The organism is Phytobacter cepae, assembly GCF_054165735.1.
Genome location: NZ_CM135107.1, coordinates 3,363,495 through 3,377,438, shown reverse-complemented (window position 1 = coordinate 3,377,438; position 13,944 = coordinate 3,363,495). Strand labels below are relative to the sequence as shown.

Genomic DNA, 13,944 nt, shown 5'->3' with positions numbered 1-13,944 from the left:
TCGCCTGAACCGTGATTGTGTTGCACCAGGGCGGTGCAGTTGCCCCAAAAATGGACAGAGGTCATCGGCCTCTGTCCAGTCATTTTTAATCAGCCGAAACGTGCGGTTGATGTTTTTTGCCGGAGAGCACTTGAGTGAATGACGCTATCCCCCGCCCACAGGCGAAAACCCGTAAGGATTTAACGCCCCTGCTGGAAATCCGTAATCTGACCAAGTCGTTTGAGGGTCAGCACGCGGTTGATGATGTCAGTCTGACCATCTACAAAGGCGAGATTTTCGCGCTGCTGGGGCCGTCCGGCTGCGGCAAATCGACGCTACTGCGTATGCTGGCAGGTTTTGAGCTGCCGACCAGCGGGCAAATCATGCTTGATGGCGTCGATCTGGCCCATGTGCCGCCGTATTTGCGCCCGATTAATATGATGTTCCAGTCCTATGCGCTCTTCCCCCACATGACCGTGGAGCAGAATATCGCCTTTGGCCTCAAGCAGGATAAGCTGCCGAAGGCGGAAATTACCGCCCGGGTGGCCGAAATGCTGAGTCTGGTGCATATGCAGGAGTTCGCCAAACGTAAACCTCATCAGTTGTCCGGTGGGCAGCGTCAGCGTGTGGCACTGGCGCGCAGTCTGGCAAAACGACCAAAATTACTGCTGCTGGATGAGCCGATGGGCGCGCTGGATAAAAAGCTGCGCGACCGCATGCAACTGGAAGTGGTCGACATCCTGGAGCGCGTAGGCGTGACCTGTGTGATGGTGACGCATGACCAGGAAGAGGCGATGACCATGGCGGGACGTATCGCCATCATGAACCGTGGCAAGTTCGTGCAGATTGGTGAGCCGGAAGAGATTTACGAACACCCCACCACCCGCTATAGCGCAGAATTTATCGGTTCCGTTAACGTCTTTGAAGGGGTGCTCAAAGAGCGCCAGGAAGACGGGTTGGTCATTGACTCTCCGGGACTGATTCATCCGCTGAAAGTGGATGTGGATGCCTCCGTCATCGACAACGTGCCGGTTTATGTGGCGCTGCGTCCGGAGAAAATCATGCTCTGTGAAGAGCCGCCTGCCGATGGCTACAACTTTGCGGTAGGCGAGGTGGTGCATATCGCCTACCTGGGTGACCTGTCGATTTATCATGTGCGCTTGCAGAGTGGGCAAATGATCAGTGCGCAGCTGCAAAACGCCTATCGTTATCGTAAAGGCATGCCGACCTGGGGCGACGAAGTGCGCCTGTGTTGGGAAGCAGACAGCTGCGTCGTGCTGACGGTTTAAGGAGCGGTAATGAGTACACTTGAACCCCCATCCCGCGTTGAACAGCCGGGCGGTTTTAGGCTCTGGCTGGCGCGTTTACAGATGAAGCACGGGCGCAAACTGGTGATTGCGCTGCCCTATATCTGGCTGATTCTCCTGTTCTTACTGCCGTTTTTGATTGTATTCAAAATCAGCCTCGCAGAGATGGCCAGGGCGATTCCCCCCTACACCGATCTGGTGGAGTGGGCCGATAATCAACTGACGATTTCGCTCAACATCAACAACTTCCTGCAGCTGACGGACGATCCGCTCTATTTTGAAGCTTATCTCCAGTCGTTACAGGTGGCTGGCGTGTCGACAATTTGCTGCCTGCTGCTGGGCTACCCGCTGGCCTGGGCGGTGGCGCACAGTAAGCCGTCAACCCGCAACATTTTGCTGCTGCTGGTGCTGCTGCCGTCATGGACGTCGTTCCTTATCCGCGTCTATGCGTGGATGGGCATTCTGAAAAGCAATGGCGTACTGAATAACTTCCTGATCTGGCTCGGCGTCATCGATCAGCCGCTGGCGATTTTGCACACCAATCTGGCGGTTTATATCGGCATTGTGTACGCCTATCTGCCGTTTATGGTGCTGCCTATCTATACCGCGCTGACCCGTATCGATTACTCGCTGGTGGAAGCCTCTCTGGATTTGGGCGCACGTCCGCTGAAAACCTTCTTCAGCGTGATTGTGCCGCTGACCAAAGGGGGCATTATTGCGGGCTCTATGCTGGTATTTATCCCGGCGGTAGGGGAGTTCGTGATCCCTGAGCTACTGGGGGGGCCAGACAGCATTATGATTGGTCGCGTTCTGTGGCAGGAGTTCTTCAACAACCGTGACTGGCCTGTTGCTTCGGCGGTCGCCATTATCATGCTGTTGCTGCTGATCGTGCCGATCATGTGGTTCCATAAACATCAGCAGAAACAGATGGGAGAGGGTGCATGAATAACTTGCCGGTTGTGCGCTCACCGTGGCGTATCCTGATTCTGGTGCTGGGTTTTACTTTTCTCTATGCACCGATGCTGATGCTGGTCATCTACTCGTTTAACAGCTCTAAGCTGGTCACCGTCTGGGCAGGCTGGTCGACACGCTGGTATGGCGAGCTTTTCCGTGACGATGCGATGATGAGCGCGGTGGGGCTGAGCCTTACCATTGCCGCCTGTGCCGCCACCATGGCGGCCGTACTGGGGACCATCGCCGCCGTCGTGATGGTGCGTTTTGGCCGTTTTCGTGGCTCGAATGGCTTTGCGTTTATGATAACCGCACCGCTGGTTATGCCCGATGTCATCACCGGTCTGTCGCTGCTGTTGTTGTTTGTGGCGCTGGCTCACGCCATTGGCTGGCCGTCAGACCGTGGCATGCTGACCATCTGGCTGGCCCATGTCACCTTCTGTACGGCCTACGTGGCGGTGGTTATCTCGTCGCGTCTGCGCGAGCTTGACCGCTCTATTGAAGAGGCGGCGATGGATCTGGGGGCGACCCCCCTTAAGGTCTTCTTCATCATCACCTTACCGATGCTGATGCCCGCCATCATTTCAGGCTGGCTGCTGGCCTTTACCCTGTCACTGGATGACCTGGTGATTGCGAGCTTCGTCTCCGGCCCGGGCGCGACGACCCTGCCGATGCTGGTGTTCTCCAGCGTGCGCATGGGGGTGAATCCGGAAATCAACGCCCTGGCCTCGTTGATCCTTGGCGTGGTGGGGATCGTTGGTTTTATCGCCTGGTGTCTGATGGCGCGTGCTGAAAAGCAACGTATCAGAGATATCCAGCGTGCAAGACGGGGATAATGCCTCTAGAATCTTTACAGTTGTGTCGCAGATGCCGCGCTTGTCGCGGCATCTATTCACAGGGAATAGTACCAATTGGGATTCTTTACTAAAACACGCCACACCCACGCCCGCCCGAATGTTCCGGCGTTAGTTCAGGTCGCGGCTATCGCCATTATCACCATCCGTTGCGTCGACTTTCTGATGATTTTCATCACGCTCGGCCCGCAAGGTCTGGTCGATTTTGTCCAGCGCAGCGCACAAACCTGGGCGTTAACCCTGATTTTCTTCGGCAGCCTGGTGCTGGTATTCATCGAAATACTTTGCGCCTTTTCGGTGGTTAAAGGCCGAAACTGGGCGCGTTGGATCTATTTGCTGACCCAACTCATCTCGGGTAGCTATCTTTGGGCGGCTTCGTTGGGTTACGGCTATCCGGAGCTGTTTAGCATCCCTGGGGAATCAAAACGTGAGATTTTCCGAACCCTCATGATGCAAAAATTGCCGGATCTTCTGGCGCTGCTTCTGTTGTTTGTTCCGTCACCCAGCCGACGGTTTTTCCGACTGCAATAACGGTGGTACAATCCGGCCCCCGCAAAACAGAAGGCTTTATTATGCAGTGCGCACTTTATGACGCCGGACGCTGTCGATCCTGCCAGTGGATTGAGCAACCGGTATCAACACAATTGACCGCTAAAATGTCGGATCTCCGTACGCTGATGGAGGGATTACCGGTAGCGGAATGGTGTGCGCCGGTGAGTGGCCCTGAAGCGGGCTTTCGTAATAAAGCAAAAATGGTCGTCAGCGGTAGCGTTGAGAAACCCCTGTTCGGTATGCTGCATCGTGACGGAACGCCGGTTGATCTGACCGATTGTCCGTTATACCCGCCATCCTTCTCTCTGGCATTTACCGCCCTGAAACCCTTTATCGCCCGTGCCGGTTTAACGCCCTATAACGTTGAACGCAAGCGCGGTGAACTGAAATACCTCCTGCTCACCGAAAGCCAGCACACCGGTGGGATGATGCTCAGGTTTGTGCTGCGCTCTGAAGCCAAGCTTGAGCAGCTACGCGCGGCGTTGCCCTGGTTGCAGGCTCAACTGCCCACCTTAAGCGTCATCTCCGTCAATATTCAGCCGGTGCATATGGCGATTATGGAGGGTGAAAAGGAGATATTCCTGACGCAACAGCAGGCGCTGGCAGAATGCTTCAACGATGTGCCTTTATGGATCCGTCCGCAAAGCTTTTTCCAGACCAACCCGGTGGTCGCCAGCGCGTTATACGCGACGGCCAGGGAGTGGGTGAGATCGCTGCCGGTACAGCATATGTGGGATCTCTTCTGTGGCGTGGGCGGCTTTGGTTTGCACTGCGCCACACCTGAGATGACGCTGACCGGGATCGAAATTGCGCCGGAGGCCATTGCCAGCGCCACCCAGTCTGCGGAACAGTTGGGTCTGACCCGGCTGCATTTTCAGGCCCTCGACTCTACGGCTTTTGCAACAGACCAGGGGGACGTGCCGGATCTGGTGCTGGTGAACCCACCGCGCCGCGGGATTGGCAAAGCACTCTGTGACTACCTGAGCCGCATGGCGCCGCCGTTTCTTGTCTACTCCAGCTGTAACGCACAGACCATGGCGAAGGATTTCCGCCTGTTGCCGGGTTACCGTATTGAACGGGTGCAACTGTTTGATATGTTCCCGCATACCGCCCACTACGAAGTGCTGACGCTGCTTATCCGAAAATAGTGCCCTTCTGAAATTTATAACGAATTTGTGACAACTTCCTGCCCGGTTATTCGTTACTCTAATCAGTAACGCCCTAACCGGAACAGAAGATGGACGCCGCTAAAAAAATACTGTTGGTCGAAGACGATCGGGATATTGCTGACCTGTTGCAGCTCAACCTGCGGGATGAGGGCTTTCAGATTGTCCACGAAGAGGATGGCGCGAAAGCACTGCTTCAACTGGAGAAAACTGACTGGGATGCGGTGATCCTCGATTTAATGCTGCCGAATGTGGATGGGCTGGAAATTTGTCGTCGTATCCGGCAGATGACCCGCTACCTGCCGGTGATTATCATCAGCGCCAGATCCAGCGAAACGCACCGCGTGTTGGGCCTGGAAATGGGCGCAGACGACTACCTGGCAAAACCCTTTTCCGTGCTGGAACTGGTGGCGCGGGTGAAAGCGCTGTTTCGCCGCCAGGAGGCCATGGGGCGCAATATCCGGCTGGGGATGGGAAGCATTGCGTGCCACTCTCTCACCATTGACCCTCTGCCCCGTGAAGTTCGTCTGCGCGGTGAACTGGTTGATTTAACGCCGCGCGAATTCGATCTGCTCTACTGGTTTGCCCGTCATCCTGGCGAGGTGTTCTCGCGACTGGCGCTGCTGGAACAGGTGTGGGGTTACCAGCATGAGGGCTATGAACATACCGTCAATACCCACATCAACCGCCTGCGCATGAAGATCGAAAAAGATGCCGCCGCGCCGGAAATTATCCTCACCGTCTGGGGAAAAGGCTATAAATTCTCTACAAGCGGACACGAGGAGGGGTGATGCAACGGTTAAGTTTGAGCCAACGGCTGACGCTGGTATTTACCGCGCTGCTGTTGTTATGCGCGGCTGCGGCCTGCTCATTACAACTCTACAGCAGCACGCGCTATGGGGATGCGATGGTCCAACGACTCTCGGCTGGCCTGGCGCAGCAGATAGCCCGAAGCGAATCACTGCTCGACAAGCAGGGGCTAGTGAACCGTGAGGCGCTGAAATCCCTGTTCGACCGCCTGATGACCCTCAATCCCAGCGTGGAGCTGTATATGGTCTCCCCGGACGGGATTTTGCTGGCTGATGCTGCTCCGCCAGGGCACATCAAGCGTGAACGTATTAATCTCGCACCGTTGCAGGATTTCCTTGCCGGGGCAGCCTGGCCCGTTTATGGCGACGATCCTCGCAGCCTTGATAAGCAAAAGGTATTCAGCGTGTCGCCCGTCCGTGTGGAAGGGCAGTTGCGCGGTTACCTTTACATTATTCTGCAGGGAGAGGCGCTGGATGCCCTGGCTGACAGCGCCTGGCAGCAAGCCTTATGGCGCGCGTTATTATGGTCCCTCCTGCTGGTCGCGCTATTAGGCGCGCTGGCTGGTGTGTTCGCCTGGTGGTGGGTGACACGCCCGGTGAAGTTACTGACCCGTGAAGTGAGTGCGCTGGAGCAGGAGGGGATCGTCGCCATTAAACGGCTTGCGGAGCAACCCCTTGACCCGGGTATCGGCAATGAAGTTGCGGTACTGCAAAATGCATTTATTGAACTGTCGCGCCGGACGGCCAGCCAGTGGGATGAACTGGCTGATAACGACCGACAACGCCGGGAGTTCGTAGCAAACATCTCCCATGACCTGCGCACGCCGCTGACGTCCTTACTCGGCTACCTGGAAACGCTGTCGGTAAAAGCGGACCATTTGACGGCGGAAGAGTCTAAACACTATCTCAATATAGCAATGCGACAGGGCAACAAGGTGCGCCATCTGTCGCAGCAGCTTTTCGAGCTGGCAAGGCTGGAGCACGGCGGCATTAAACCGCAACCGGAAGCGTTTTCCATGGCTGAGCTGGTGCAGGACGTGACGCAAAAATTCGACCTGATGGCTGAAACGCGCGCCATTCGCCTGCATCTGGACCTGCCCATGGGGCTACCGCAGGTCTGTGCCGATCTATCGATGATGGAACGGGTGCTGACCAATCTGCTCGACAATGCCATTCGACATACGCCTGACGGCGGCATCATTGCCCTGCGCGCGCATCAGGAGGGGGGCCAACTGGTGGTGGAAATTGAAGACAGCGGTGCCGGCGTTCCGATGGCGCTCCGTGCCAGTTTGTTCCAGCGCCCGTCGGTGCTGGATAAACCGCAAACGGGAGAAGCGCGGGGTGGGTTGGGACTGATGATTGTCAGGCGGATGCTGCAACTGCACGGCGGGGATATTCAGTTAATCGATATACGTACGGGCGCCTGTTTCCGTTTTTCACTGCCGTTTCAGGGTCGCTAAAATAAAAAAGCCGCATTACGCGGCTTTTTCTTTGGCTGTCAACTTACTGTGGGAACCACTGATCGCTGATTTTTTGGTAAGTGCCGTCAGCCTTGATGGCTGCCAGCGCGCCGTTCAGTTTTTCCAGTAGCGCTTTGTTGTCCGGGCGAACCGCGATGCCAAGGCCGGTGCCGAAGTACTGGGCATCGGTCACTTTCGGCGTGGCAGCACCCAGTTGCGGGTTGGTTTTCAGCCACTCGTTCACCACCGCCGTGTCACCAAACACGCCATCTATACGGCCATTTTTCAGGTCGATAATCGCGTTCTGATAGCTGTCATAGGCAACGGTTTTCACTTCCGGGTGCTTATCCTGCAGGTATTTCTGATGGGTCGTCCCGTTTTCCATCCCGATACGTTTGCCTTTCAGATCTTCAAAAGATTTAAAGGCATCTTTTTTAGCGATGACCAGCGCAGAGTTGGCGTAGTAAGGCTCGGTGAAGGAGACCTGCTTGCTACGTTCCGGGGTGATGTCCATTCCAGAGATCACGGCATCATATTTTTTGAATTTCAGCGCCGGGATCAGACTGTCGAAAGCATGGTTGGTAAAAGTGCACTCGGCCTGCATTTGTTTGCACAGTGCCGTCGCGAGATCGATATCGAAACCAACAATTTTATTGTTGGCATCCATGGACTCAAAGGGCGGATAAGTCGCAGAGACACCGAAGTTAATTTTGTCTGCCGCCGTTGCGCCTGCGGCGAAAGTGGCGAGAAGGGCGGCCAGAATCAATTTTTTCATTGTTGGAACTCCTGTCTGTCAGTCTTATTGTTGTTGCCGTGTCTGAGGCATGGGGCTAACAATGCCAGTTAATGAATTTGTATGCAATATATTTGCTTAAATATTTTGTATGTCGCATAAAAAAAGCGAGTACTTAATAAGTTACTCGCTTAGTTGATTACTGTTTATGCATTAGTTTCGGCGTTCAAAGGCCAGCGCTCTGCGTTCAATTAAGCGCATCATCAGGGTCAACAAGCCATTGACCACCAGATAAATCAGACCTGCTGCACCAAACACGGTGACATCATACGTGCGGCCGTACAGCAACTGCCCGTGCCCCATGACTTCCATCAGGGTGATGGTGTAAGCCAGTGAGGTACTTTTAAACACCAGCACCACTTCGTTCGAATACGACGAGAGGGCGCGTTTGAAGGCATAGGGCAGCAGAATGGCCAGCGTGTCCTTCTTGCTCATTCCCAGCGCGCTGCAGGACTGCCACTGCCCTTCAGGGATGGCGCGAATCGCCCCATGGAAAAGCAGGGTGGTGTAAGCCGCACTGTTCAGCGACAGGGCCAGCAATGCGCACAGCCAGGGTTCCGATAACAGACGCCAGACAGCCGGATATTCCTGCAGTACCGGGAACTGACCTGGCCCGTAGTAAATCAGGAAGATCTGCACCAGCAGCGGCGTCCCGGTGAAGAGCGTGATGTACCCGCGCACTATCCAGTTGAGTACCGGCGTTTTCAGCGTCAGTACGATGGTAAACAGCAGCGAGAGGATCAGCGCCACAATCAGCGAGGCGACGGTGAGCGTCAGGCTGGTATGAAGGCCTTTGAGTAATTCCGGGAAAAATTCGAGCATTAGCCTGGTCTCCGTTCAAAGCGCGTGGCACGCAGGTCAATGCGTTTGAGGATCCATTGGCTAAGCAGGGTGACTACCAAGTAGATAGCCGCCGCCACAATGTACCAGGTGAAAGGCTCCTGAGTACGAGTGGCAATACTTTTGGTCTGGAGCATCAGATCATTTACGCTTATCAGCGAAACCAGAGCCGTATCTTTCAGCAGCACCAGCCACTGGTTACCCAGTCCTGGCAGCGCATGACGCCACATCTGCGGCATCACCAGGCGGAAAAAGATGGCGCTTTTTGACAGCCCCAGAGCCTGACCGGACTCCCACTGACCTTGCGGTACGGCTTTGAGCGCACCGCGCAGCGTCTGGGAGGCATAGGCGGAATAGAGCAGGGAAAGCGCAATGACGCCGCACAGGAACGGACTGACATCGAAGTTTTCAATCTGCAACTGCACGGGAATCTGAGCAAACCCGAGGTTAATACTGAAACCGTCAGAAAGAATAAGCAGTAGCTGGGAAGAGCCAAAATATATAAACAGCACCACCAGAATCTCTGGCAGGCCGCGCAAAATGGTGACCAGTGCGGTGCCTGCCCATGCGACAGGGCGCCACTTCGCTGATTCCCATACCGCAAATATCATCGCCAGAGCCAGGCCGATAATCAGCGCGCAAACGGCAAGGCCGACGGTCATCCCGGCGGCGCTTGCTAAAGGAAAAATTTCGTTCATTCAGATTACTTCTGGAACCATTTGCTGTAGATGGTCTCGTAAGTCCCATCTTTCTTCACTTTTTCCAGCGCAGCATTAAATTTCTGCTGCAGCTCCGTGTTGCCCTGACGCACAGCAATACCCAGGCCAGTACCGAAGTACTCTTTGTCAGTCACTTTATCGCCCACTGCGACCAGCTTATCGTTCGCTTTCAGCCACTCGGTCACGACCGCAGTATCACCAAACACGGCGTCGATACGGCCATTTTGCAGATCCAGCTTCGCGTTCTGGTAGCTGTCGTACGGGACGGTGGTGATTTCCGGGTGCTTATCGTTAATAAATTTCTGGTGGGTGGTGCCGTTCTGTACGCCGACTTTTTTGCCTTTCAGGGCATCAATGCTGGTGAATTTACCGGCCTGACCCACGAACAGAGCAGAGTTGTCATAGTAAGGGGTGGTAAACAGCACCTGCTTTTCACGCTCAGGCGTGATATCCATACCGGCCATTACCGCGTCAAAACGGCGGAATTTCAGGCTCGGGATCAGGCTGTCAAAGGCCTGGTTGGTGAAGGTACAGGTGGCATCAATCTCTTTACATAATGCGTTTGCCAGATCGACATCAAAACCGACAATTTTGTTGTTCGCATCAGTGGATTCAAACGGAGGGTAGCTTGCTTCGGTGGCGAAACGGATAGTCTGTGCTGCGGAGGCAGTCAGGCTGACGCTTGCAAGCAGTGCGGCGATCAGTACTTTTTTCATTGTCATTTCCCCAAGAACATCAGTGAGATAAGTAATATTTGAACGCATCGGTTTGCGGCGTGGCAAAGCAGCTCGCATCCCCTTGTTCGACGATACGGCCATTTTCCATGTAAACCACACGGCTGGCGGTTTTACGTGCCACTTCCACTTCGTGGGTGACGATCACCTGCGTAATGCCGGTCTCTGCCAGTTCACGAATGATACTGACGATCTGCGCGGTAATTTCTGGATCAAGGGCCGCCGTCGGTTCGTCAAACAGCAGCACCTGAGGTTCCATCATCAGCGCACGAGCAATAGCGACACGCTGTTGCTGACCGCCGGAAAGGTGGAGTGGGTAACGGTCGCTATAGGGTTTGAGGCGTAAACGTTCCAGCAGTTTGTCGGCACGGGCCATCGCCGCATCTTTGCTTAAGCCCAGCACGCGGCAAGGGGCTTCAATCAGGTTTTGCACCACCGTCAGGTGGGGCCACAGATTGTACTGCTGGAAGACCATGCCCACGTTCTGGCGCAAGTCGCGGATCGCTTTGTCAGACGGGGTTTTTGCAAAATCGAAGTGATTGCCTGCAATACTGAGCTGACCAGAACGCGGCAGCTCAAGCAGGTTCAGCACGCGCAGCAGCGAGCTTTTACCCGCGCCGCTCGGGCCGAGGAGCACCAGCGTTTCGCCCTGTGGGCAATCAAGCGTAATGTCGAAGAGCGCCTGGTGTGCGCCATAGAAGCAGTTAATGCCGTTTAATTTTATACTCATCGAGGCAATCTAATAGCAATTGAGGCCGCAAATAGTAACGTTGGCAGAATAGTTATGCAATATTTGTGCGTTAAAACTTAAATATAAACCGTGTTACCTAATAAAGTTAGCACAAAATACCGGGCCGCGAGGTTAGCAGGAATAAATGTCGGCATTCGCAGGGGAATGCCAGACATTTTGCGGGGTTAAAGGGGGATTGCCTGCTTAGACACCCCGGATTCGCTATCGATGCTCGATAGACTGGCGTAATGTGCCAGCGGGCGCATGCGCGGCGCCTCCCAGATAACGCACATCGTCAACGGCCCAACATTGGCCTTCGCGAATCATCAGCACTTCATCCTGCCATTGCTGGCTACCCTGCGTAAGCGTCACCGTTAAAGGGATATTACGGGCATCGGTATTAGGAATGGTCGAGGCGCTAGCGACGCTGGCTTTTTCAGGAGCGACGGTGCGGCTGGAGAAGGGATCAGATTTGAGCAGCGCGGTGTTACGGTTGTCGCGACCGGCTGCGTTAAGCATTGCCGCCAGGTCATCGCTCAGATAAGGGCGCAGCGCCGTTACATCGTTGTTACGGTGCTCAATACGATAATCATAAAATTTCTGCGCGACGGTATCAGGGCCACCTTCAATGCATTGACCGCTGCGGGTGCCAGTGTCCTTAAACGCAGGGGTGACCGTGGTACAGGCACTTAGCAGCAGTGCACAGGGTAAAGCGAGAGTCAGAGCAGAATAGCGCATAATGATTTCCTTATTTTCGCTTCGGAGTTAAGTACCTTTCAAGAATAGTGTATTGCTTCGATAATGTGAGGAGTAACGCACTGAAGTCTAAAAGGAGAAACTGATGCAATTTACAACGACCCCAACGCTGGAAGGGCAGCCGATCGTGGAATACTGCGGCGTGGTAACCGGTGAAGCGATTCTGGGGGCCAATATTTTTCGTGATTTCTTTGCCGGTATTCGCGACATCGTGGGTGGCCGTTCCGGCGCTTATGAAAAAGAGTTACGCAAAGCGCGTGAAATCGCCTTTCGTGAACTGGGCGAGCAGGCTAAAGCACTGGGTGCGAACGCGGTTGTCGGTATTGATATCGATTATGAGACCGTCGGCAAAGACAGTAGCATGTTGATGGTCAGCGTCAGCGGAACCGCAGTGAAGACACGCTGATGCGCCGTCTTTTAGGATTATTATTGCTGACACTGCTGCTCGCAGGATGCGCGGGTGAAAAGGGCATTGTTGAGAAAGATGGGTATCAGCTTGATACCCGCCGTCAGGCACAAGCCGCCTATCCGCGTATTAAAGTGCTGGTGCTTCACTATACGGCCGATGATTTTGACGTCTCCCTGGCGACCTTAACCGACAAACATGTCAGCTCGCATTACCTCATTCCGGCACGTCCGCCGGTTTACGGGGGTAAGCCTCGTATCTGGCAGCTCGTGCCGGAGCAGTCGCTGGCCTGGCATGCGGGGATCAGCTACTGGCGTAATGCCACGCGCATCAACGACACCTCGATAGGCATTGAGCTGGAAAACCGCGGTTGGCAAAACGTTGCGGGTACAAAGCGTTTCACCCCTTTTGAGCCACAACAAATTGCCGCGTTGATTCCTCTGGCGAAAGACATTATAAGTAGTTACAACATACTACCGCAAAATGTGGTGGCGCACTCGGATATCGCGCCGCAGCGAAAAGACGATCCCGGCCCACTGTTCCCCTGGCGTGAACTTGCCGGGCAGGGGATCGGGGCCTGGCCGGATGCTGCACGCGTCGCTTTTTATCTCAATGGCCGTGACCCTTACGACGCTGTCGATACCGCTTCCTTGCTCGATTTGCTGGCCCGCTATGGCTACGAGGTGAAACCTGACATGACGCCAGGTCAGCAGAAACGGGTGATCATGGCGTTTCAGATGCATTTCCGCCCGGCGCTGTACAACGGTGTAGCCGATGCACAAAGTCAGGCGATTGCAGAAGCGTTGCTGGAAAAATATGGTCAGGGTTAGAGGTTAGATTTTGCCGTGGTCTTTAAGCCAGTGAGCCGTGCGGGTGATGCCGTCATCAATCGTGACGATGGGCTGATAACCCAGCTCTTTTTCCGCTCGGCTGATGTCGAGCGTGAAGTCAAAATTGAGCTTAGACACACCGTAATGGGTGAACGCCGGCTCTTTTGCTGACTTATTACCGAAATGCTCCATACTGCGGGCCACCACATCCAGCATGGCATAGGGCACGGAGCGGATGCGGCAATCCACCTCCAGCTCGTCAATGAGCTTCTGCACAATGCTGCGCAACGTACGGGGTTCGCCATTGGTGATGTTGTAAGCTCGCCCCGAAGGCAGCGTATCGCAGGCGGGCTGGCTTGCCAGCCACATGGCGTGTACCGCGTTCTCGTAATAGGTCATGTCCACCGTAGCGCGGCCACCGCGTGGGAGCAGTACGCTGCGGTAGTGATGCATCATCTGCGCCAGGCGGGGGATCAGCACTTTGTCATGGGGGCCAAACACGCTTTGTGGACGCAGCACCGTAAATCGGGTGTTAGGGTTGGCCTGCGCCAGCAGCTGAATGACATCTTCGCTGGCCGCCTTGCTACGCGCGAATTCGTTGGCAAATCGCGTCGGGCAAAAGTCTTCATGAATGGCGTGATGATGGCGGTAGTCGAAGTAGAGAGAGGGGGACGAGATATGAATAAAATTGCGTACCCCCCAGGCAACGGCCCATTCGCCAAGACGACGTGTGGCACGAACGTTTGCCAGATCAAAGGCAGCCTGAGTGCCCCAGGGCGAAGTAAAGCTGGAGCAATGCCAGAGGGTATCGACTCCCGCAAGCATGGCTTTGGCCTGGGAAGAGACCAGCTCGGTCAGGTCGGCATGAATAAACTCCGCGCCCATTTTCGTCAGCAGCGCGCCCATCGCTTTGTTGCGCCCGGTGGCCCGCACGCTTATGCCTTTCTGGCGTAAATATTCGACGGCATTGCGCCCTAAACCGCTGGTTGCGCCTGTGACCAAAACCTTCATAGCAATCCACTATAGTGACCCGCATTCATTGCGTGCGCATTCTTCCG

16 protein-coding genes are annotated in these 13,944 nt (G+C 54.9%); 9 read left to right on the top strand and 7 right to left on the bottom strand.

What is annotated here, in order from left to right:
- Window positions 1–134 precede the first annotated feature (134 nt).
- The 7 genes from potG (at window position 135) to ACUY4Q_RS15845 (ending at window position 7,078) form a co-directional block, all read left to right on the top strand.
- Window positions 135–1,268 (top strand): putrescine ABC transporter ATP-binding subunit PotG, encoded by a 1,134-nt coding sequence (gene potG, locus ACUY4Q_RS15875; RefSeq protein WP_458043696.1) that lies wholly within the window; start codon window positions 135–137, stop codon window positions 1,266–1,268.
- A gap of 9 nt (window positions 1,269–1,277) precedes the next feature.
- Entirely contained in the window at window positions 1,278–2,231 is a 954-nt protein-coding gene (gene potH / locus ACUY4Q_RS15870) for a putrescine ABC transporter permease PotH (protein WP_458043695.1), read from the top strand.
- Window positions 2,228–3,073 (top strand): putrescine ABC transporter permease PotI, encoded by an 846-nt coding sequence (gene potI / locus ACUY4Q_RS15865; protein WP_458043694.1) that lies wholly within the window; start codon window positions 2,228–2,230, stop codon window positions 3,071–3,073. The genes potH and potI overlap by 4 nt, the downstream gene beginning before the upstream one ends.
- 75 nt (window positions 3,074–3,148) lie before the next feature.
- A complete protein-coding gene (locus ACUY4Q_RS15860; protein WP_458043693.1) occupies window positions 3,149–3,622 on the top strand; it encodes a YbjO family protein in 474 nt (157 codons plus the stop codon).
- Window positions 3,623–3,663: 41 nt separating this feature from the next.
- Window positions 3,664–4,791: a 23S rRNA (uracil(747)-C(5))-methyltransferase RlmC gene (rlmC, locus tag ACUY4Q_RS15855; protein WP_458043692.1), complete on the top strand. Its 1,128-nt coding sequence runs from the start codon at window positions 3,664–3,666 to the stop codon at window positions 4,789–4,791.
- An 89-nt stretch (window positions 4,792–4,880) separates the two neighbouring features.
- Window positions 4,881–5,600, top strand: a complete 720-nt coding sequence (locus ACUY4Q_RS15850) for a response regulator (protein ID WP_458043691.1) — start codon at window positions 4,881–4,883, stop codon at window positions 5,598–5,600.
- Window positions 5,597–7,078, top strand: coding sequence for a sensor histidine kinase (locus ACUY4Q_RS15845; protein WP_458043690.1), 1,482 nt, complete (start codon window positions 5,597–5,599; stop codon window positions 7,076–7,078). The genes ACUY4Q_RS15850 and ACUY4Q_RS15845 overlap by 4 nt, the downstream gene beginning before the upstream one ends.
- A 43-nt stretch (window positions 7,079–7,121) precedes the next feature.
- Here ACUY4Q_RS15845 and artJ read toward each other — a convergent pair whose 3' ends face one another.
- From artJ to ACUY4Q_RS15815, 6 genes are all read right to left on the bottom strand, one after another.
- On the bottom strand, window positions 7,122–7,853 hold the full coding sequence (artJ, locus tag ACUY4Q_RS15840; protein WP_458043689.1) for an arginine ABC transporter substrate-binding protein ArtJ: 732 nt from the start codon (window positions 7,851–7,853) through the stop codon (window positions 7,122–7,124).
- Window positions 7,854–8,024: 171 nt separating this feature from the next.
- Complete coding sequence (artM, locus tag ACUY4Q_RS15835; RefSeq protein WP_458043688.1) at window positions 8,025–8,693, bottom strand: arginine ABC transporter permease ArtM; 669 nt, start codon at window positions 8,691–8,693, stop codon at window positions 8,025–8,027.
- Window positions 8,693–9,409, bottom strand: coding sequence for an arginine ABC transporter permease ArtQ (artQ, locus tag ACUY4Q_RS15830; protein WP_458043687.1), 717 nt, complete (start codon window positions 9,407–9,409; stop codon window positions 8,693–8,695). The genes artM and artQ overlap by 1 nt, the downstream gene beginning before the upstream one ends.
- Window positions 9,410–9,414: 5 nt before the next feature.
- Complete coding sequence (gene artI / locus ACUY4Q_RS15825; RefSeq protein ID WP_458043686.1) at window positions 9,415–10,146, bottom strand: arginine ABC transporter substrate-binding protein ArtI; 732 nt, start codon at window positions 10,144–10,146, stop codon at window positions 9,415–9,417.
- Window positions 10,147–10,165: 19 nt separating this feature from the next.
- Complete coding sequence (artP, locus tag ACUY4Q_RS15820) at window positions 10,166–10,894, bottom strand: arginine ABC transporter ATP-binding protein ArtP (protein WP_458043685.1); 729 nt, start codon at window positions 10,892–10,894, stop codon at window positions 10,166–10,168.
- 222 nt (window positions 10,895–11,116) lie between these two features.
- Window positions 11,117–11,632: a lipoprotein gene (locus ACUY4Q_RS15815; protein ID WP_458043684.1), complete on the bottom strand. Its 516-nt coding sequence runs from the start codon at window positions 11,630–11,632 to the stop codon at window positions 11,117–11,119.
- Between the two features lie 103 nt (window positions 11,633–11,735).
- Between ACUY4Q_RS15815 and ACUY4Q_RS15810 the strand changes: the two genes are divergently transcribed.
- Window positions 11,736–12,056: a heavy metal-binding domain-containing protein gene (locus ACUY4Q_RS15810; RefSeq protein WP_458043683.1), complete on the top strand. Its 321-nt coding sequence runs from the start codon at window positions 11,736–11,738 to the stop codon at window positions 12,054–12,056.
- Window positions 12,056–12,886 (top strand): N-acetylmuramoyl-L-alanine amidase, encoded by an 831-nt coding sequence (locus ACUY4Q_RS15805; protein ID WP_458043682.1) that lies wholly within the window; start codon window positions 12,056–12,058, stop codon window positions 12,884–12,886. Before ACUY4Q_RS15810 ends, ACUY4Q_RS15805 begins: the two co-directional genes overlap by 1 nt.
- Window positions 12,887–12,889: 3 nt before the next feature.
- Here ACUY4Q_RS15805 and ACUY4Q_RS15800 read toward each other — a convergent pair whose 3' ends face one another.
- Complete coding sequence (locus ACUY4Q_RS15800) at window positions 12,890–13,897, bottom strand: 3-beta-hydroxysteroid dehydrogenase (protein WP_458043681.1); 1,008 nt, start codon at window positions 13,895–13,897, stop codon at window positions 12,890–12,892.
- Between the last annotated feature and the right edge of the window lie 47 nt (window positions 13,898–13,944).

What these genes read in the sequence shown, in the direction of transcription:
- potH (WP_458043695.1), top strand. Translation starts at nt 1,278, where the DNA reads ATGAGTACACTTGAACCCCCATCCCGCGTTGAACAGCCGGGCGGTTTT.
- potI (WP_458043694.1), top strand. Translation starts at nt 2,228, where the DNA reads ATGAATAACTTGCCGGTTGTGCGCTCACCGTGGCGTATCCTGATTCTG.
- rlmC (WP_458043692.1), top strand. Translation starts at nt 3,664, where the DNA reads ATGCAGTGCGCACTTTATGACGCCGGACGCTGTCGATCCTGCCAGTGG.
- ACUY4Q_RS15850 (WP_458043691.1), top strand. Translation starts at nt 4,881, where the DNA reads ATGGACGCCGCTAAAAAAATACTGTTGGTCGAAGACGATCGGGATATT.
- artJ (WP_458043689.1), bottom strand. Translation starts at nt 7,853, where the DNA reads ATGAAAAAATTGATTCTGGCCGCCCTTCTCGCCACTTTCGCCGCAGGC.
- artM (WP_458043688.1), bottom strand. Translation starts at nt 8,693, where the DNA reads ATGCTCGAATTTTTCCCGGAATTACTCAAAGGCCTTCATACCAGCCTG.
- artQ (WP_458043687.1), bottom strand. Translation starts at nt 9,409, where the DNA reads ATGAACGAAATTTTTCCTTTAGCAAGCGCCGCCGGGATGACCGTCGGC.
- artI (WP_458043686.1), bottom strand. Translation starts at nt 10,146, where the DNA reads ATGAAAAAAGTACTGATCGCCGCACTGCTTGCAAGCGTCAGCCTGACT.
- artP (WP_458043685.1), bottom strand. Translation starts at nt 10,894, where the DNA reads ATGAGTATAAAATTAAACGGCATTAACTGCTTCTATGGCGCACACCAG.
- ACUY4Q_RS15815 (WP_458043684.1), bottom strand. Translation starts at nt 11,632, where the DNA reads ATGCGCTATTCTGCTCTGACTCTCGCTTTACCCTGTGCACTGCTGCTA.
- ACUY4Q_RS15810 (WP_458043683.1), top strand. Translation starts at nt 11,736, where the DNA reads ATGCAATTTACAACGACCCCAACGCTGGAAGGGCAGCCGATCGTGGAA.
- ACUY4Q_RS15805 (WP_458043682.1), top strand. Translation starts at nt 12,056, where the DNA reads ATGCGCCGTCTTTTAGGATTATTATTGCTGACACTGCTGCTCGCAGGA.
- ACUY4Q_RS15800 (WP_458043681.1), bottom strand. Translation starts at nt 13,897, where the DNA reads ATGAAGGTTTTGGTCACAGGCGCAACCAGCGGTTTAGGGCGCAATGCC.